Genomic DNA, 20068 nt, shown 5'->3' with positions numbered 1-20068 from the left:
AACTTTACTTTAACCTTTTCTTATGAAAAATGCAAGCATTTGAGGACATTTTTTTACCAATCGCTACCAATTTTTTTATTTATTTAATTGGACAGGCAAATCCAATTATATCAACGATGTAAACGTTATCCCATCCTTCCAGAAGCACCTCAAGGAAAACGCTTCAGTTTGCTCACTTGTGATGCTGCTAGCCTGCTAAAGCCTTGTATTTCAATAGGAATTAAGGATTTATTTTTCTTAAAAAACTAATTTTATATTTTTTTACTCCTGATAAAATTCCAAACCACTACATCGATACTCTTTTCTCGATAACACCTTCTATAACAGACCCTATAATTCTGGAATCATTAACGTGTTATTACTTCCCTTTCTCAATCCCCTAATCATTTACTGGAGCTTTAGAGGGTTTATCCAATTTTCTTAACTGGTTTAGCTATATTTGTGTCCGGTTTTGCTTCTGCTTTTGTTTTGGTTAACGTCATACTAATAATTCTTTCTTGCTCATGTTTATGCACAAACGGATCTCCCTCAGATGGACTGGCCATATCTGGACGGCCATTATAAGTGACCATAATCTTCTTAGGTGCGATTTTTTGGATACGTGGTGCAATATAATTCCATGCCCCCATGTTTTGCGGTTCTTCCTGAGTCCATATAATTTCTTTAAGATTCCTATATTTATTGAATACGCGTTCTATTTCTTCTTCCGGGAATGGATAAAGTTGTTCAACTCGGATAATATCTAACCAACGAAAGCTTTCTAGATCCTTTCCTACCATATCGGATAATTCAACAGCTATTCGACCAGTTGTAAGCACTACTCTCTCTACTTCATCTGCGATTTTCCCCAGTCCTGGCTGTTCCATAATCGGGTTATATTGCCCTTGTGTTAATTCCTCAAGGTAAACTCCTGCTGATGGATGACGTAAAAGGCTCTTCGGTGTCATGATTACTAACGGACGTACTTCCTCCGTTTTTAAAACTGCAGCCTGTCTCCTTAAAGCGTGAAAATAGTTGCCAGCAGTTGAGAAATTAGCAACTGTCCAATTATTTTCCGCAGCCAGCTGTAAGTAACGTTCCGGTCTCGCGTTAGAGTGTTCAGGCCCTTGCCCTTCATATCCATGTGGCAATAGCAATACCAAACCAGATTTTTGTCCCCATTTTTCTCTTCCAGATGCGATAAATTGATCAATAATCATTTGGGCACCATTCGCAAAGTCACCGAATTGAGCTTCCCACATTACTAATGTTTCAGGAGCTGCTATATCATATCCATATTCGAAGCCCAAGACCCCATTTTCAGAAAGAGTGCTGTTCCGAATATCAAAGGATGCATTAGAAGTACTAATCGTGTGCATTGGGCTATATTTTTCACCTGTTATCTCATCTGATAACACCACATTACGATGAGAGAATGTACCTCGTTCTGAATCCTGACCAGTTAATCGAATGGACGTGCCATCTTTCAGTATTGAGGCAAACGCTAATGCTTCTGCATGACCCCAGTCTATTTTTTTGTGGTTCTCTACGGCATCACGGCGCCGGTTTAATATCTTTCTCAACTTATTAAATACGTTAAAACCTTCTGGCCATTTCAGTAATTCATCATTTATTTCGATTAAAGCTGATTTATCTATCTTTGTTTCTACGCTTGGTATTTCACTTCCAAAAGCCTCATGTCTGTTCTGGATGGGTTTTAACTCTTCTATATTTTGTTCTATACTTTCATATGCTTTCTGGAGTTTACCTAGCGTGTCTGAAGCAATTTCTTTAATACGCTCCTCGGAAATGGATTCTTCTTTTAATAATTGCTTTGTATAAACAGCTGTTATCGTTGGATGCTTGTCAACCACTTTATATGTGACTGGGCTCGTCATCCTAGGTTCGTCCATCTCATTATGGCCTAATCGACGATAACCACTAATATCGACAAGCACATCCTTATGAAAGGTTTGTCTATATTCAAATGCTAACTTAGCTACAGCCAAACATGCTTCAGGATCATCTGCATTCACATGCAAAACAGGAATATTATACCCTTTCACTACATCGCTGGAATAAACGGTAGAACGATCATCTTCGCTTTCCGTTGTAAACCCGATATGATTATTCGCAACGATATGAATGGTTCCACCTGTACCGTAGGCCTTCGTGCGAGCATAATTCAGGAGTTCTTGGACTATTCCTTGTCCAGAGATAGCAGCATCACCATGCACAAGTACAGGTATTGCTTTATCTACATCCTGCTTTGGATAACCTTTTCCTGAACGGTCATCCTGTAATGCTCTTGTATAGCCTTCCACTACAGACCCAGCAATCTCTAAGTGGCTAGGATTGTAGGCTAGCGAAACTTTTATTCTTCTGCCATCTATGTTTTTCTCTTTTACTGCACCAAGATGATACTTCACATCTCCTGTAAACCCTTCTGCTATTTGCAGGGTTGGGTCTGTATTAACCCATTTAGAATGTTGAAATTGTGAGAGGATGGCTTCGTATGGCTTCTCTAATACATGAGTAAGAACATTTAATCTGCCACGATGGGCCATAGAGATAGCAACATGGTTCACATTGCTTTTTGCCGATAGCGTTACAAGTTCATTGATAAAAGGTACTAAGGATTCTAAGCCTTCTACAGAAAAACGCTTTTGGCCAACATAGGTCTTACCTATGAATTGCTCAAATTTTTCTGCTTCATATAAGCTTTTTAATAAAGCTTCCTTTTCTGCAGCAGAACACGTTCTATTTATGTATCCACCTTCTATCTTTTGTCTCATCCAATCTATTTCGCTCGGTTCTATATGTTCAACCTCAAACCCTACGGTAGAGGTATATATTTTTTTAAGGTACTGAATTGCTTCGAAACCGTCGCTAAATCCGTTACCATTCCCCTCACAGATAAATGCTGCTGGAATATCTCTTAAATCTGCTTCCGTTAGACGATAGGCAGCTAAATCCAACATAGGATTTTCTATTGATTTTACGAGTGGATTTAGATTCGCTTGCAAGTGTCCATATTTGCGTATATTGCTTGCTAGCTCCACCGCTGCAATCAATTTTCTCATTTTATTTATCATTTCATTAGGTTTCATTCCAGGGCTCTCCTTTTGAAGTAAACCTTCTTGAGGGGCTCCCCACTTGCTAAACAGCTCATTAAAACTCTCATCTACATTATCGGGATTTTCCAAATATATTTCATATTGCTGGAAGACATAGCCCATATTGGAACCACTAATATCGTTCCATGGATTTCTATGATTGTTATTCATATTCCTGCACTCCTATTTATACTTTGTGTATTTCTTGCATCCGATTAGTGCCGCTATCTATTAACCTAAAATGTTAACCTATTGTCAATATAAAAATATCCAGTAAATGATTTAATATAATGTTATAAATATGCGGCATGAAAGAAGTACTCTATTCAATTAACATCATATCCCATTTACGATTCCATAAACCCATGCTAACCACGTTTTTAGTAGTACTTATGGATTTAATTGTCCAAAAAATGCTATCGACACTACGATAACTAAAACTGGCAGTACTAAATGGAATAAATATCAGGCTTTCCTTTTTATAGGATTCCCTCCTTATGCCTCCATTATAATATAAATTTCGTTAAATGTAATCGTTTACATTCATTGTAACACATAACTATCTTTCTGTTATTTCATTAATCATTTATTAAACTGTGGTTTGTCATTTTTGATTGCACCTATTGAGAAATGATTTCTATCGTGGTAGAATATTATCTTGCAAGATAATAATTGAATACCGACTACCGTACATTTGTATCTTGCAAATATAAATGGAATAGGTGGTAAATAAAAATGGCAAAAGATTATCGAGTTTTGTTGTACTATCATTATGTAGATATTGAAAACCCAGAAGAATTCGCGGCAGATCATCTTAAGTTCTGCAAAGAGCTTGGATTAAAAGGACGCATCCTAGTCGCTAAAGAGGGAATTAACGGTACTGTTTCTGGAACAGTAGAACAAACCAATGCTTATATGGAAGAAATGCATAAGGACTCTCGCTTCGCTGAATTAGTGTTTAAAGTGGATGAACATGATGGTCATGCATTCAAGAAAATGCATGTACGCCCTCGTAAAGAACTAGTTACGCTTCGTTTGTCTGAAGAGGAAGATGTGGATCCAAAAGAAATCACTGGTGAAAAATTATCTCCACAAGAATGGTATGAAGCGATGCAACGTGAGGATACCGTCATTATTGATACAAGAAATGATTATGAATATGAAGTAGGCCATTTCCGTGGTGCTATAAATCCAGATATAGAGACTTTCCGCGATCTACCTGAGTGGGTTCGCGAAAATAAACATTTAATTGAAGGTAAAAAAGTATTAATGTATTGTACTGGTGGAATTCGTTGTGAGAAATTCACTGGTTGGATGATAAAAGAAGGATTTGAAGATGTTGCCCAGCTGCATGGTGGAATCGTTACGTATGGTAAAGATCCAGAAGTGCAAGGTGAACTATGGGATGGAAAATGCTACGTCTTTGACGAGCGCCTCACTGTAGATATTAATCAAAAAGAACATGTTGTAGTCGGCGTGGACTATTTTGACGGAAAACCTTGTGAACGCTTTGTAAATTGTGCAAATCCTGAATGTAATAGACAAATGCTTTGCTCCGAAGAAAACGAGCATAAATATATGCGCGGCTGTACACATGAATGCCGAGTACACCCACGTAACTTATATGTAAAAGAGCAAGAATTATCAAGAGATGAAGTCGAAGCTCGACTTGCAGCACTTGGTGAAACATTTGATATGCAAGAAGCATAAACTTTAAAGGCGACCGATAGGGTCGCCTTTTTTATGTTCCAGTTGTTTGTTTTTCTTCTCGATGGCGATGTTCTTCTTCTCAAAGGCGATATTTACTCCCTCGAGGGGGATGTTTTTCTTCTCGAAGGTGATATTTTCTCGCTCGAGGGCGATGTTCTTCTTCTCGAAGGTGATGTTTTCTCGCTCGAAGGCGATGTTTCCTCGCTCGAGGGGGATGTTCTGCTTCTCAAGGGTGATGTTTTCCTTCTCCAAAGCGATGTTTACTCATGGTCAGCACCTAAACCTAAGCCAAAAAAAGAACGCCCAAATGGACGCCCTTCTAGACCTAAAATTAATATGCTTTTGCCCAATACACCAATTCTTTTGCTTCTTTTCCACAGCATACACAAGTATCAGAAACTTGTTCTTGTTCAAATGGAATACAACGGGAGGTAGCAGATGTGTCTTCTTTAATTTTTTCTTCACATGCTAAGTCTCCACACCACATTGCTTTAATGAATCCGCCTTTTTCCTCGAGCGTTTGTTTAAATTCATCCATGTTTGTAGCAACTGTTGTCATTTCCTCACGGTGTGCCAATGCTTTGTCATATAGATTTTGCTGAATTTCTTCTAATAATTTTGGCAAACGTTCTTCTAAATCGCTTAAGTGTACAAATTCTTTCTCTCCTGTATCACGGCGTACAAGAACGACTTGTTCCTTTTCAATATCCTTAGGTCCCATTTCAATACGAACTGGGATACCTTTCATTTCGTACTCGTTAAACTTCCAGCCTGGCATCTTGTCACTTGCATCGATATCAACACGAACGATGTTCTTCAACTGATCGCGAAGTACATAAGCTTTATCCAAAACACCTTCTTTATGTTGTGCAATTGGAACGATCATTGCTTGTGTAGGTGCAATACGTGGTGGGATGACCAAACCGCGATTATCTCCATGAACCATAATCAGTGCACCCATAATACGAGTTGAAAGTCCCCATGATGTTTGATGCACAAATTGACTTTCTCCATTTTCATCTAAATAAGTAATATCGAATGCTTCAGCAAAACCTGAACCAAAATGATGAGAAGTACCGGATTGCAATGCTTTTCCATCATGCATTAAGCTTTCAATCGTTAATGTATATTTTGCACCAGCAAATTTTTCTTTATCTGTTTTGCGTCCTTTATAAACAGGGATTGCTAAATAATCTTCAACAAGATCTGCATAAACCCCAAGCATTCTATCTGTTTCTTGAGAAGCATCTTCATCTGTTGCATGTGCTGTGTGACCTTCCTGCCAATGGAATTCAGATGACCGTAAGAATGGGCGTGTTGTTTTTTCCCAGCGTACGACATTCGCCCACTGATTATATAGTTTTGGCAAGTCACGATAAGAATGAATGTTTTTTGAATAATAATCACAGAAAAGCACTTCTGATGTCGGTCTCACTGCGATACGCTCAGCTAATTCCTCATCTCCACCATGTGTGACCCATGCCACTTCTGGGGCAAATCCTTCCACATGGTCTGCTTCTTTTTGCAGGAGACTTTCTGGAATAAATAGTGGGAAGGCAACATTAGAATGTCCTGTTTCTTTAATTTTTTTGTCTAATTCATCTTTAATATTTTCCCAAATCGCATAGCCGTATGGTTTGATAATCATCGTTCCACGAACCTGACCATAGTCAACCAATTCCGCCTGCTTTACAACATCCGTGTACCACTGTGCGAAATCATCTTCCATTGCAGTAATCTTCTCCACAAACTGCTTATTCTTTTTACCCATGTTGAACACCTCTTTATATGTTTTGTTTTTAATTAATTGTATATACCAAAGGCCGAGTGCTCCGCTCTTCTTGCACACAAAAAATCCTCCATCCAAAAAAGGGACCGAGGTTTGGCGTTACCACCCTTGTTTGCAAGATAAGAAGACACTTGCACACTCTGCTTGTTAACGGTTATCCACCGCGCACATCTTACAGCAAACACGCTTTTCTGATGGCGAACTCTGAGGCAGGTTCTAATTCATGTCTATGGAAATTCACACCAGCCATTTCCTCTCTTCAAAAGACTTTAAATTATACTATTCCTCTTCAACGTTTCTATTATTATTAATATAACCTAATATATATGTAGGAAAGCGTAAAGTCAAGAAAGGGGAAGTGATTTTTTGGATGGGAAAAGCAGTACCCATGTCTAACTTCCTTTTAAAAAGGAGACACTTCCCATGGAAAACAATTTACTCTTAATCACTCTGCAAATGTACCTTCTCTGTCGTTATAAGATAAAAGCTTACTCCACTTTTGCACCTAAAGTATCTGTAAAATGCCCTAATGCCCATTCATGCCCCGCTCCATTAAAGCTTGCTACAGCGTCCTTATGAATTACAATGTTAAAACCTTTATTGTACGCATCGACGGCAGTATGCAGCACGCAAATATCCGTACAAACGCCTACAATATGAACCTCTTCTATTCCCCGTTCACGTAGCCGAATCTCAAGATCTGTTCCTGCAAATGCACTATAACGCGTTTTATCAATATAATAAACATTCTCCTTGTCCCGGTTGTCCTGATAAACACGTGCTAAGTCTCCAAAGAGATCTCTCCCAGAGGTGCCGATAATATTGTGCGGAGGGAAAAGCTTCGTTTCTGGATGATGAGGGTCCTCCTCGTGATGTACATCGATGGCAAATACTACATAGTCATCATTTTCGATAAACGCTTCCGTTAGTTTCACAATCTCCGCTTCAATAGCTTGTCCAGGTTCACCACAGGTAAGTGCTCCATCTGTTGCTACAAAATCATATGTATAGTCTACATTAATTAAGGCTCGCTTTGTCATTTCATCATCCCTCATTCACTATTATTTTATGTGCTTCTCCATATTTCCTTTCTGCTGCATGATAGGTAGGTCCAACCACTTCCGTGTAAGAAAAACCATGTTCGATTGCTGTAGTAACAAAACTTTTAGAAAATCTGACTGCCTCTTTCACTTCCAATCCCTTTGTAAGGAAGGCAGTAATAGCTGCCGAATAGGTGCACCCTGCTCCACTTGTGTGAATCGTATTAATACGTGGTGCTTTGAAGGTTGTTACATGCTGCCCATCATACAAAACGTCAATCGCCGGGCCCTCTAATCTCCCGCCCTTAACGAGAATATTTTTTGCCCCAAGTTGGTACAAGTCCACAGCAGCTTGCTTTAAGTCCTCTACCGTAGTAAGGGTTCTTCCTCCAAGTAATTGGGACGCTTCCGGCACATTAGGTGTAATGATGGTTGCAAGTGGAATTAACTTTAGTTTTAAAGCTTCCATTGCATCTTCTTTTAGCAGCTTGGAATTCATTTTACCAATCATAACAGGATCGACTACAACGGTCTCTACTTCAGAAGAAGCAATTAAGCCAGCAACCAGTTCAATCGTTTCCTTAGTAAACAACATTCCGGTTTTTAATCCGTCCACTCCGACCTGATGTACTGCTGTTGCGAATTGTGCTTCAATTGCCTCTTCACCGACTAGATGCACATTCTTTTGTGTCTTTGGATGACGGCCTACCATCGCAGTTATAATACTCATTCCATAAGCATCTAATTCCTGAAAAGTCTTTAAGTCAGCCTGAATTCCAGCACTGCCCCCAGCAGCAGAACCTGCTATAGTTAGGACTCTCTTTGGATATTCCATAACAAACTCCCTTCCTTTTCATAAATCTAAAACCAAATGACAATGAAAAACCAAACAATCATAATAAGCTGTATGAGGACTTTTGCTGCCGATCCTCCAAGAAAACCAAACAGAGAACCAATGGAAGCACGAATAGCATCCTTTGGTGTACGTCGCTGTATTAATTCTATGACAAAAACAGCGAGAAAAGGAACGACAATTACTCCCAAAGGTGGAATGATAAACGAGCCAACAATGACGGCAATTGCAGCACCGCGCTCACCCCACTTACTGCCCCCATATTTCTTTACAAAATAGCTATTTGCTATAATATCTGCAACAAAGAGAAAAACAGTAAACAAAATCATAGCAATCCAGAATACAATCGTTAATTCATCGGGATTAATTATAAATTGATAGAGAAGGAATCCAACCCATAGTACTAAAACAGATGGAACAATCGGATATAAAATACCAACAAAGCTTAGAACAAACATAGCAATGATAACGATCCAAACAATGAAATCTACCATATTGTCCTCCCTTCCTACTTATGACACTTTCTTCTTATACATACTAGATAACTTCGTCTCTTGTTTCGTAATAATACGTTTATAATTCTCCATATGTTTCATAAAACTTAGGATAGAAAGCATGAACACGACGAAAGCAGGTTCCATTCCAAAAAACATGTACGTTGTCACCAAAAAGGAGATGTACATAAATAGAACGCCAATCACTAAATAATCGGTTGCAAAGGTAAAAATAAGCAGAACTCCTATCCCAATCAGAGCTACCTTCCAATCTATCGCAAGTAAAGCTCCCACAAGTGACGCTGTTCCTTTCCCACCACTGAACTTCATCGTAATTGGATAATTATGGCCGATAATAACAAAGAATAATGTCACATAGACCAGCAGCATTTGGGAATCTCCTGTCAATCCATTATCTTTTAGAATATACAATACTAAGAGAATCGCTAATGTTGCTTTGAATATATCAATAAAAGCAACCAAAATGCCATATTTCCAGCCTAACAGAATGGTCGTGTTCGATGCTCCTGCATTTTTAACCCCTGAATTTTTGATATCTATGTTTTTCAGTTTTCCTACTAGTTGTGATCCATGAAGACAACCAAACAAGTAGCCGATGAAGCTTACCATGATAAAGAACATCTTTCTCCCCCTAATTTGTTCTCTTTATCTTTCTCTTTAAACATTGCTAATGTCTTTAAAATCAACTATTACATCACTGATTCGGTCTAACAAAGCATGATCATGACTTATTGCAAGAACCCCTAAGTTTCTCTCTCTTGCTAATTTTATCACGACTTGCCATATTTTTGCCTGTGTGACTGTATCAAGCATGGTTGTCATTTCATCTGCAATCAAATATTTCGTATGTTTATTTAATGCTCTTGCAACACATATTCTCTGTAATTCTCCTCCAGATAACTCGCTCGGCCAGCGTTCTAGCCATTCTTTCTTTATCCCTAATTCATCAAGTAATGGACTGTTTTCCATCCCGCTTTCTTGCAGAACCTTTTTTAGCTTCCACCTTGGATTGATCGCTTTCTCGGGATGCTGCCAGACTAGCTGTACTGGCGAATGCCCCCGTGTTTGTGAGGGGTGGCCATCAATAATTACCCTTCCCTCTTCCGGTTTTAGATAGCCTGCAATGATTTTAGCCATCGTTGTTTTACCAGAACCACTATAGCCATGTAATCCTACTATCTCACCTGGCTTGATAGTCAGAGAAAGCTCATGAAATAACGTACTCCCTTGAGGATAGCTGTAGCAAAGCTCTTGAGCCTTTAACTCCCCTTGTATATCCCTGTTAGTTATCTTTTTGATTGGAAGGAACTTATTTTGTGGCATTGAATTCCACAAATTCTTCGTAAAAGGGTGTTTGAGCTTCTCCCCAGTTCCTGAAAAAGCATCGACTGATGCTTCCTCTATCGTTTCTCCTTTATTAAAGACAACGACTTTATCTGCTAGCTTTAATGCTGTATCGATATCATGCGTAATAAACAGGATTCCCTTTCCAGCACCAGCTAGTTGCTTAAGAATGCTGATTGTTTCCTGAAGTGCTGCAGGGTCCATCCCAGGAGTAGGCTCATCTGCAATAATTAACTCCGGATTATCCACGAAGGCCGAAATTGCCAGTACTCTCCTCGCCATACCACCAGACAATTCAAACGGATATTTTTCTCCGGCTTCTATAGGCAGGCCAACTTTGCGAAAAATACTACGCTGTATCTCATGTCTGTTGCCTTTCTTTATACTATGCCTAACCTGCTTTCCTGTTTTCATTAATGGATCCAATGCATTAACTGATTGCGGGATAAGACAAATCTCCTTGCCTCGGAGTTTTTCTTGCTCACGTCTTTCTAACACTCTTCCTTTGTATTTTATTTCTCCATTTGTATGAACATGTTCAGGTAGAATTCCTAGAATCGCATTGGCAAGCAGGCTCTTCCCAGAACCGCTTGCCCCAACCACAGCTACTATTTCTGACCGCTTAATGTTCATATTTAGCTTTCTTATAACCGTTAATTCCTTTTCTCTTAATCCTCTTTCATAGGTTCGGAATGTTAGGGAAAAGTCATTTACTTCTAATAAGGGCATCTCCATTTCAATATATCGCCCCTTTCTAGCGCTTCTGTCCTTGGAATGGATCAAGCAGTTTCTGCAAGCTATGTCCCAGTCGATCGAAAATACCAACCATCAGCAGCAGAGAAAGCCCTGGGAAAAATGCTAACCACCACATTCCAACAGATAGGTAACGCATGGATTCAGACAAAATGACTCCTATTGCTGGTTGCTCTGCTGGTAATCCAAACCCCAAAAATGTTATCGATGCTTCATGAAGAATAGCATGAGGGAACATTAACAGGAAACCAACAAACAGTTGAGGAATAAGGTGAGGCAGGAAGTGATACCTTGCTACCCACCATTTAGATTTACCCAGTTGCTTAGATATTCCTACATATTCCGCTGTTTTCATTTGTAATATCTCCCCTCTCAGTATGCGAGTGAGGCTTGGCCAATGTGTGAATGCTAACCCCAGCACAACTCCCTTAAAGCCTCCTCCAAGTGAGAAAGAAATTAAAATTAATAGAACAAGGTGTGGAACACTAAGAAAAAGATCAATAAACCAGGTTACGATTCGATCCGCCCACTCGCTCCACATGGTGAGTAAACTTAGAATTAAAGCAATGACAACACTGATGGAAGAAGCAAGTAATCCTACACCAAGGCTAAGAGCTAATCCATCGACTGTCCGTGCAAACATATCTCTTCCTAACCAATCTGTACCAAACCAATGAGAGAGAGATGGTGAACTATTCTTATTCTGCATTTGAATAGCAAGCTCGTCTTCTCCAAATAAAAAGCTGCCAATAGCAATAGAAAGTAAAAATAGAACAGATAAAGTAATGGTAAGCAATGCACGCTGCCTAAGACTTAAAGACCTTATATTTGATATCATGATAGAGTCCCCCTCCTAATTCGAGGGTCTATTACTCGGTAAAGGAGATCTGCCAATAGATTTCCGATATAAACAAAAATAGTAGTAAACAACACGATCCCTAATAGTAATGGAACATCTCCCCCAAGACCCGCTTGCACGACTGCCTGACCGAGTCCTGGATATGAAAAGACCTGCTCAGCAAGTACCGCCCCTCCGAAAAGCTCTCCAAAGGAAGCAAAGTGAATGGAAATGGCAGGCACCATGGTATTGCGGAAGCCGTGCCGCCAAAATAATCTAAATCCAGCCTCTCCTTTCGCCCTTGCATAACGAATAAATTCCTTATCTAATATATCGATAAGCTTCTGTCTTGTATGTAGCGCAATATTACTTACCCCTACAACACTTAAGGTGACAGCTGGTAAGATAAGATGTTGTATTCTTTGCATGAAGGTGACCTCTCCCGTTAAGATACCAGCAGGAGAACCCAACCCAATTGGAAGCCAGCCAAGCCATACCGAAAATACCATTAAAAGTAATAATCCTAACCAAAAAGCAGGAGTAGATGCGATAACATAGCAATACATTTTAATGACTTTATCCAGCCAGGTTCCTTGCCTCATTCCTGCAATGATTCCAAGAATGAAGCCAAAAACACCTGAAAAGACCCATGCTAAACTCATTAAAGCCAGTGAAGCTAAAAATCTCTCCTGAATTACTTCGGCAACTGGGGTGCGATACAGTAAGGACGTCCCTAAGTCACCCGACAATATGTTTTTCCCCCAGTTTAGAAATTGCTGAACAACTGAATCATGTAATCCCCAATATGCTGCAATATTTCCCCGTTGCTCTGGACTAACCAAATTCATATCTGCTCCAATATAGGACTGCACTGGATCAATTGGAGAATTACTTACCAGCACAAACGACAGAATACTGACCGCAACGAGTAAAGATATTAACTTAATCAGCTTACCTAGTATATACTTGGTCCATTGTTTAACTTTCAACCTATTATCCTCTTCTCTATTCTTTCCAATGCCAATTTTGTATGAAATCTGTAATAGGCCAGCCATGCCCATGCGGCTGTACCTTCTGGGCACCTATTTCTAAATTTTCATTTACAAAATACAAGTGCTTGAGGTTAACAAGCCATGCCCATGGTGCATCTCCTCGAGCGGAGAATCCTGTTGATTCATCCCATTGTGCTTTCTTCCAATAGGAATTCGCCTCTTCCTGGGACTTTGCAGCCAGGGCCTGACTCATATACTCATCAACTATTTCATTGGAATAATAGTTGGAATTATAATATCCGATTCCCCTTGTTTCACTGCTATACACATTGTAAAGTTCTATTGGATTATGGCTTCCCCATCCCATCATAACAGGTGTAGAATACATCAGCTGTTCAATTTCATTCCAGCTCTTCCCTTCTGGTGTTACTTCGATCCCTAAGGGTTGAACCATTTCTGCAAAAGCCATGGATAAAGATTGACGAATCTGATCTCCAGAAGGGTAAATTAAAGGAAACGCAGCTTCTATACCATTCTTTTCTCTAATCCCTTTTTCATTTAATTGCCACCCAGCTTGTTCTAACAGTTCGTTTGCCTGTTCCACTTTCCCATCTTCAAATGCTGTGTTTTCATTCCACCAAGGTAAACTATCAGCAATCGAAAAAGCTGGTCTTCCAAAGCCATCTAAAATTCCTTCTACTAATTGTTCACGGTCAATCCCGATATTAATTCCTTTACGAATGGCGATATCGGAGGTAACATCATTTCCAATCGGCAAGCCATCTCCTGTTTCTTCTCCGCTTGGAACGAAAGGAAACATAACCCCTCGATTATCGACACTATCTAATTCGACCAGACGCATCCCTTCTACTTCTTCTGTTGCAAATGCAGGGGGAACAGACACAATGTCCACTTGACCGGCCTTAGCAGCTGCAAATGCTGCATCCTCAGAAAGAAACAGAAAAGTTAACTGTTGAAAAGACGGTTCTTGTCCATAAAAATGAGGGTTCTTTTCTACAATGATTTGCTGACCTTTGTCCCATTGTACGAGTTGATATGGACCAGAACCAATTGGGTTTTGATTATAATTCTCATCGTAGGTATGTTTAGGGACAATCCCCGTTGTAGCTAGAATATGAACAAAAGTAGAGTCAGGCTCAGATAATTCAAATTGCACGGTGTGTGCATCAATAGCTTTAATTTCTTTTACTTTACTTAAATCAACAACAGAACCACTGTTTTTCGTTGTTTCAAATGTGAAGACAATATCCTCAGCGTCAAGCGGCTCTTCATCAGAGAACAAAACATCTTCCCTTACGGATACTGTCCAGATTAGACCATCCTCACTCACCTGATAGTCTGTTGCTAAATCTAATGTTATATTAAGTTCATCATCATAGCTTAGTAATGTACTTTGAAATAATGGTGACCCATATCTGCCCCACCCTGTTGTCGGATCGAACCCCTCTTCCGGTTCTCCTCCGATTGCAAGAACTAAATTATCACGGTTATGTTCTGCGGGCTGTGTTTCTTCCTTTGTACTTGTACACCCTGCTAGTATAGATGTTAAAATAAGTATTAGAATCAGTAATTTTCTCATAAACTTCTTGTCTCCTTTTAGTTGCCCACTATTCATTTTAAGTTTTAAGGCCCGAACACGCAACATTACAAGCCATTATCCATTGTCCAAAAGCGAGGTTCCCAACATGAAAAGATTCTTTAATATATTACTCTCCTGGTTCATCATCGCCTTTCTCCTCATTGGTTTATTCTATTTATACAATGTATTAAACCCAAAGCATTATTTATACCTAGGTGAAGATGCTCCGATCTCAACAGAACTCCATCCAATTGTAGAAGAGAGGAAAAATATATTAATCTCTGAGGCTCGCCATATTGGTATTGAGGTTATTATTACGGAAGAAGTGAGAACAATGGAAAGACAGCAGGCCCTTTACGATCAAGGAAGAACAAGTGATGGAAGCATTGTTACTTACGCAGAAGCTGGTGAATCCTACCATAACTATGGTCTTGCTATCGATTATGCCTTAGAAAATAATCACGGAGAATTAATATGGAATATAGAGTACGATGGAAATAATAATGGAAAAGCAGATTGGTTCGAAGTTGCTGATATTGCAAAGCAATTAGGCTTTACTTGGGGAGGAGATTGGACACATTTTAAGGATTATTCCCATCTGGAGATGACATTCGGTTTAAGCATTGAACAATTAAAACAGGGATATCGTCCTAAAGAAGAAATAAAAGATGTTATAGGGGAACCAAAATAAAGGTTTCCCCTTTTTATATTTAGGATCTAAGCTATCACGTTATTCTTAAGGATTTGCGAGGATATGGGAGTTTATTTTAGCATATTTTAGTATGAACGAACTCTTCTCCTCTTAATCGCTTTTATCCAAATAAATTATGAATTATCAGAAAATATGGAGTTTGAATCAAATTCTTCTTGCCTCTATCATTAAACTAGTGGAAATTAGCTACATAATCCCCCCTATTCTTCACTTCTATTTTTTTCACAGAAAGAAAGAATTAAGACCCATTTGAGGGGTACGAAATGTCTAACCATTACTACTAATCATTCAAAATCTAAGGGAGGTCATTTTAGTTTGAAGAAAAAAATATTTACTCTTGTTATCGGAACAGCACTTATCCTGTTAGCTGCATGCGGATCAAATAATTCTGCAAGCGGTGATGGGAACGGGGATAAATTAGCCCAGCTTCAGGAATCTGGAACCGTTACGATCGGTTTCGCAAATGAAGCGCCATATGCATACGAAGAAAATGGGGAATTAAAAGGAGCGGCTGTTGATATTGCAACAGCAGTATTTAAGGAGTTGGGGGTTGAAAATGTAGAATCCACTCTGTCTGACTGGAGTCAATTAATTCCTGGGGTACAAGCTGGACAGTTTGATGTCATTACAGCAGGTATGGCAATTAACCCAGACAGGTGTGAGAACGCATTATTCAGTGAACCTGAAATGCAATATGGAGAAGGATTAATTGTTCCAGCGGGGAACCCGTTAGGACTTGAAAGTTACGAGGATATTGCTGCCAACCCAGACGTCACGGTCGTTGTTATGGAAGGTGCAACAGAAATTGAATTCTTAAAACAAGAAGGAGTTAGTGAAGATCAAATCACTACCGCTGCTGATATCCCAGCAACGTTCTCTGCAGTACAATCTGGTCGTGCTGATGCAACTACAGGAACAGAAATGACGGTTAAAATGGCATTGGAGTCCCTTGGTTCAGATGAACTGGAATTCGTGGAATCATTTGAACAACCAGATGTAGAAGGTGTACCTAGTTATGGCGCTGCTGCATTTAGTTTGAATGATACAGAACTCCGTGATGCTTACAATGAAAAATTAGCAGAATTAAAAGAAGATGGTACAGTTGCAGAATTACTTGAAGCAAATGGCTTCAGTGGAGAAAGCAACTTTGTACCAGTAGGTGAGGTAACAACTGAGGAACTCTGCAACGGAGAGGTTTAATTCATATAATAGACAACTATTTTTATGAATAAAAATTTATGCTTGACTCCATAGGGTCTGGTTCCCTCAACCTAGGGGCACCAGACCCTTTCCCTTTTCATTTATATTGAAGGAGTGATTAACAATTAACGCGATTATTAATATTTTTCCACAGCTGCTAAAAGGGCTGGAAGTAACAGTTACTATTTTATTAGCCTCTGCAGTATTTGCCTATTTGATGGCTTTTATTGCCGGTCTATCCCGTCTTTCTCCAAACGTAATTGTACGAAAAATAACAGGTGCGTATGTGGAGGTATTCCGCGGAACTTCTTTAATAGTTCAGTTGTTCTGGCTGTATTATGCCATTCCAATGTTATTTGGAATCAATCTAGGTTCAAATTGGTGGATTGGTGTGATTGCCATCGGGCTTAACTATGGAGCTTACTTATCAGAGGTTGTTCGTGGTTCGATTCAATCTGTTGCAAAAGGGCAAACAGAAGCAGCAACCGCTTTAAATATGTCTCGTTTCCAAAGAATGCGGCTAGTTATTTTTCCTCAAGCAGTTCGAATGATGCTGCCTGAATTCGGAAATTACACGATCCAGATGCTGAAGGGGACGTCACTTGTATCCTTAATTGGTCTGACAGATGTCCTCTATTACGGAGATATTATGAGAAGTACAAATTTAGCGCAAGCACCACTTATATATTTATTGGTACTCATTCTCTATTTTATACTAGCACTTCCTCTCATTTGGCTAACACGAAAAGGGGAAAGCATTTCCAAGAAAGGAGTGGCTAGCGAATGAACTATTGGAGCTGGGAAACATTTGCTGATGCCCTGCCATTTGTATTACAAGGGCTTGGTATAACAGTAGGTTTAACGATTACAACATATCTATTTGCACTTATCTTTGGTTTTGTTTGGACCTTCTTACGCAGAGTACCGAACAAGCCATTTAACTGGATTGTGACCTGGGCGATGGAATTTATCCGTTCTACTCCACCCCTAGTCCAACTATTCTTTATCTATTTTGCATGGCCAATGATTCCAGTTGTCGGTGTATCACTTAGTCCTTTTCAAAGTGCGGTATTAGGACTGGGGGTTCACTTTAGTACGTATATAGGAGAGATTTACCGCTCAGGCATTGAAAGTGTAGAGAAAGGGCAATGGGAAGCTTCTAAAGCATTAAATTTTTCTCCAGTAGATAAGTGGAGAAAGATTATTTTGCCACAGGCATTGCCACCAACCATTCCTATGCTAGGAAACTATTTCATTATTATGTTTAAAGAAGTACCACTCGCTTCCACCATTGGAGTGCAGGGGATATTGCTTATGGCAAACACATATGGAGCGAGGCATTGGGCTTACTTAGAGCCATTAACTATCGTGGGTATTGTCTTCTTATTACTAAGCTATCCATCTGCGATTCTTATTAAAAAATTAGAAATAAAAATGAATACTCGGTTTGATAAAAAGACGGTCATGGATACTAGAGTAAATGCTTAGAAAACTCAGATGTCAGGAAAGGGGAAGACGGAATGAAGGAACCAATTGTTCAATTCAACGATGTTCATAAATCCTTTGGGGATGTAAAAGTCTTAAAAGGAATTGATTTAGATATTAATCCAGCAGAGAAAGTAGCCGTAATAGGTCCAAGCGGATCTGGAAAAACAACCATCATTCGGATGCTAATGACATTAGAGGAGCCTACTTCAGGCGATATTATCGTTGACGGAAAAAATCTATGGAAAATGGAAAAGAACGGCAAACCATTAAGGGCGAATGAAAAGCATTTAAGGTCGATTAGAGGGGATATTGGAATGGTGTTTCAGCATTTTAATTTATTTCCTCATATGACCATTCTGGATAATTGCATGGTAGCACCTATCCATGTTAAAAAGGAAGATAAATTAGAAGTAAAAGAACGTGCAGTACAAATGTTAGATCGCGTTGGACTTGGAGATAAGCTGGAAAACTATCCCAGCCAGCTTTCAGGTGGGCAGAAACAGCGTGTGGCAATGGCTCGAGCTCTCGTGATGCGACCGAAGATTATGCTATTCGATGAAGTCACTTCCGCCCTGGACCCAGAATTAGTTGGTGAGGTACTTGAGGTTATTCGGGACATTGCTAAAAACGATGATATGGCAATGGTCCTTGTGACACATGAAATGGATTTTGCACTAGATATTGCAGATAAAGTATTATTCCTGGACGAAGGGGTTATCGCCGAGCAAGGCACTGCTAGCCAGGTTATTGAGCACTCAGCGAATGAAAGGCTGCAAACCTTTTTACATCGTTTTAGAAAAGTGTAAAGAGCGGGAGTACCAACAAGGCCGTGATTATCTTTGAAAAATAGTATAACAGAAAAGCAGGTTAAGATTCTTTCTCAATCTGCTTTGATTTTTATTTAATTGGCAACACATCCATTATGAGTGACCGATTGATAGGAGCTTTTCCCTCTTCGGGCTCTCATCCACCTTATGAGTGACCGATTGATATAAGTTTTTCTCTTTTCCGTCACTCATCCACCATATGAATTTACTATAAAAAAAAGCAGGAGCAAATTCACCTATGAATTGCCCTGCTTTTAATATCTTTTATTTATTTCTTCACTAAATCCTCTCCAATAATTCGTACTTCCCGTTCTAATGCAACGCCAAATTTTTCTTTAACGGTTTCCTGTACAAAGTGGATGAGGTCAATGTATTCTTCTGCAGTAGCCTCGTCAATATTTACGATAAAACCTGCATGCTTTAATGATACTTGTGCACCACCAATTTGCTTACCTTGCAGTTCACTGTCCTGAATTAGCTTACCAGCAAAATAGCCTGGAGGACGTTTAAACACACTGCCACAAGAAGGATATTCGAGCGGCTGTTTGGATTCACGCTTATAGGTTAAATCATCCATCACAGCTTTTATTTCATCGTATTCTCCTGCCTCAAGCTTAAAGGTTCCTTCTAAAACAATATAACCGTGATCAGGAATATTGCTTGTTCGATAAGATAAATCCAGTTCCTCCGCAGCTAAATGGAGTAATTCTCCTTCACGGGTAACAACAAGAGCAGACTCTAAGGCATCCTTGACCTCTCCGCCATATGCACCGGCATTCATATACAACGCTCCACCTACAGAACCCGGGATTCCACATGCGAATTCAAGGCCGGTTAGTTTCTTATCTAGAGCAGCTCTTGAAGCATCGATAATTCTTGCTCCGCTTTGAGCGATAAGCCGATTTCCATCAATCTCGATTTTATTCAGTTTTTGGAGATTCATTACAATGCCACGGATTCCTCCATCTTTTACAATTAAGTTCGAGCCATTCCCAAGTAAGGTAAAAGGAACATTTTCTTTATTAGCAAGCTTTACAATTTGCTGTACTTCTTCATAAGTTTCTGGTGTCACATAAAAATCCGCGTCTCCGCCAAGTTTGGTATACGTATGATCGCGTAATGCCTCATTAAGTAACACATTCTTCTTAGCAGTGATTGAGATTAAAATATCGTATAATTGAGCATTAGCTGTCAATTAAAATCATTCCTTTTCATTTATTAAAGAGTGTTTATCTTTCTGCTGATCTTACCATTTTTTCCCTATCAGCTTTTTACATTAAAAAATCACCACTTCAGAAAATAGGTGATTTTT

Annotated in this window: 18 protein-coding genes and 1 other annotated feature; of the genes, 6 read left to right on the top strand and 12 right to left on the bottom strand. The window is 39.4% G+C overall.

Annotated features, from left to right (window positions below; genetic code table 11):
• Positions 1-407 precede the first annotated feature (407 nt).
• The gene (locus D8M04_RS16090; RefSeq protein ID WP_121524441.1) at positions 408-3266 is read right to left on the bottom strand and encodes a 2-oxoglutarate dehydrogenase E1 component; all 2859 of its coding nucleotides are present in this window, start codon (positions 3264-3266) and stop codon (positions 408-410) included.
• A gap of 564 nt (positions 3267-3830) precedes the next feature.
• Here D8M04_RS16090 and trhO point away from each other — a divergent pair.
• Complete coding sequence (trhO, locus tag D8M04_RS16085) at positions 3831-4805, top strand: oxygen-dependent tRNA uridine(34) hydroxylase TrhO (protein WP_121524440.1); 975 nt, start codon at positions 3831-3833, stop codon at positions 4803-4805.
• Between the two features lie 3 nt (positions 4806-4808).
• Here the strand turns inward: trhO and D8M04_RS16080 are convergent, their stop codons facing one another.
• The 10 genes from D8M04_RS16080 to D8M04_RS16035 form a co-directional block, all read right to left on the bottom strand.
• On the bottom strand, positions 4809-5057 hold the full coding sequence (locus D8M04_RS16080) for a hypothetical protein (RefSeq protein ID WP_121524439.1): 249 nt from the start codon (positions 5055-5057) through the stop codon (positions 4809-4811).
• Between the two features lie 79 nt (positions 5058-5136).
• Positions 5137-6576: a proline--tRNA ligase gene (gene proS, locus D8M04_RS16075; protein WP_121524438.1), complete on the bottom strand. Its 1440-nt coding sequence runs from the start codon at positions 6574-6576 to the stop codon at positions 5137-5139.
• A 96-nt stretch (positions 6577-6672) separates the two neighbouring features.
• Positions 6673-6896: a binding site (T-box leader), on the bottom strand.
• 186 nt (positions 6897-7082) lie between these two features.
• Complete coding sequence (locus D8M04_RS16070) at positions 7083-7634, bottom strand: cysteine hydrolase family protein (RefSeq protein ID WP_121524437.1); 552 nt, start codon at positions 7632-7634, stop codon at positions 7083-7085.
• Between the two features lie 4 nt (positions 7635-7638).
• On the bottom strand, positions 7639-8469 hold the full coding sequence (gene thiD / locus D8M04_RS16065) for a bifunctional hydroxymethylpyrimidine kinase/phosphomethylpyrimidine kinase (protein ID WP_121524436.1): 831 nt from the start codon (positions 8467-8469) through the stop codon (positions 7639-7641).
• Positions 8470-8495: 26 nt separating this feature from the next.
• Complete coding sequence (locus tag D8M04_RS16060; RefSeq protein WP_121524435.1) at positions 8496-8981, bottom strand: DUF456 domain-containing protein; 486 nt, start codon at positions 8979-8981, stop codon at positions 8496-8498.
• Positions 8982-8999: 18 nt separating this feature from the next.
• The gene (locus D8M04_RS16055) at positions 9000-9623 is read right to left on the bottom strand and encodes a glycerol-3-phosphate acyltransferase (protein ID WP_121524434.1); all 624 of its coding nucleotides are present in this window, start codon (positions 9621-9623) and stop codon (positions 9000-9002) included.
• A gap of 36 nt (positions 9624-9659) precedes the next feature.
• Positions 9660-11081: an ABC transporter ATP-binding protein gene (locus tag D8M04_RS16050; protein ID WP_121524433.1), complete on the bottom strand. Its 1422-nt coding sequence runs from the start codon at positions 11079-11081 to the stop codon at positions 9660-9662.
• A gap of 19 nt (positions 11082-11100) precedes the next feature.
• Positions 11101-11937, bottom strand: a complete 837-nt coding sequence (locus D8M04_RS16045; protein ID WP_121524432.1) for an ABC transporter permease — start codon at positions 11935-11937, stop codon at positions 11101-11103.
• Positions 11934-12926, bottom strand: a complete 993-nt coding sequence (locus D8M04_RS16040) for an ABC transporter permease (protein WP_246001303.1) — start codon at positions 12924-12926, stop codon at positions 11934-11936. Before D8M04_RS16040 ends, D8M04_RS16045 begins: the two co-directional genes overlap by 4 nt.
• 16 nt (positions 12927-12942) lie before the next feature.
• Positions 12943-14529 (bottom strand): ABC transporter substrate-binding protein, encoded by a 1587-nt coding sequence (locus D8M04_RS16035; RefSeq protein WP_121524431.1) that lies wholly within the window; start codon positions 14527-14529, stop codon positions 12943-12945.
• A gap of 106 nt (positions 14530-14635) precedes the next feature.
• Between D8M04_RS16035 and D8M04_RS16030 the strand changes: the two genes are divergently transcribed.
• The 5 genes from D8M04_RS16030 to ehuA all read left to right on the top strand — a co-directional run bounded on the left by D8M04_RS16030 (position 14636) and on the right by ehuA (position 18735).
• Positions 14636-15220 carry a M15 family metallopeptidase gene (locus D8M04_RS16030; RefSeq protein ID WP_121524430.1) on the top strand — a complete coding sequence of 195 codons (585 nt, stop codon included), beginning with the start codon at positions 14636-14638 and terminating at the stop codon, positions 15218-15220.
• A gap of 336 nt (positions 15221-15556) precedes the next feature.
• The gene (gene ehuB, locus D8M04_RS16025) at positions 15557-16441 is read left to right on the top strand and encodes an ectoine/hydroxyectoine ABC transporter substrate-binding protein EhuB (protein WP_121524429.1); all 885 of its coding nucleotides are present in this window, start codon (positions 15557-15559) and stop codon (positions 16439-16441) included.
• 124 nt (positions 16442-16565) lie between these two features.
• Complete coding sequence (gene ehuC / locus D8M04_RS16020; RefSeq protein ID WP_121524428.1) at positions 16566-17228, top strand: ectoine/hydroxyectoine ABC transporter permease subunit EhuC; 663 nt, start codon at positions 16566-16568, stop codon at positions 17226-17228.
• The gene (ehuD, locus tag D8M04_RS16015) at positions 17225-17929 is read left to right on the top strand and encodes an ectoine/hydroxyectoine ABC transporter permease subunit EhuD (protein WP_121524427.1); all 705 of its coding nucleotides are present in this window, start codon (positions 17225-17227) and stop codon (positions 17927-17929) included. The genes ehuC and ehuD overlap by 4 nt, the downstream gene beginning before the upstream one ends.
• 32 nt (positions 17930-17961) lie before the next feature.
• Positions 17962-18735 carry an ectoine/hydroxyectoine ABC transporter ATP-binding protein EhuA gene (ehuA, locus tag D8M04_RS16010; RefSeq protein WP_121524426.1) on the top strand — a complete coding sequence of 258 codons (774 nt, stop codon included), beginning with the start codon at positions 17962-17964 and terminating at the stop codon, positions 18733-18735.
• 289 nt (positions 18736-19024) lie between these two features.
• Here the strand turns inward: ehuA and murB are convergent, their stop codons facing one another.
• Positions 19025-19951 (bottom strand): UDP-N-acetylmuramate dehydrogenase, encoded by a 927-nt coding sequence (murB, locus tag D8M04_RS16005; RefSeq protein WP_121524425.1) that lies wholly within the window; start codon positions 19949-19951, stop codon positions 19025-19027.
• Positions 19952-20068 lie beyond the last annotated feature (117 nt).

Source organism: Oceanobacillus piezotolerans (assembly GCF_003665065.1).
GTDB classification, from domain to species: Bacteria; Bacillota; Bacilli; order Bacillales; family Amphibacillaceae; genus Oceanobacillus; species Oceanobacillus piezotolerans.
Note: the sequence above shows the minus strand (reverse complement) of the source record. Positions and strands in the feature narration are given on the sequence as shown.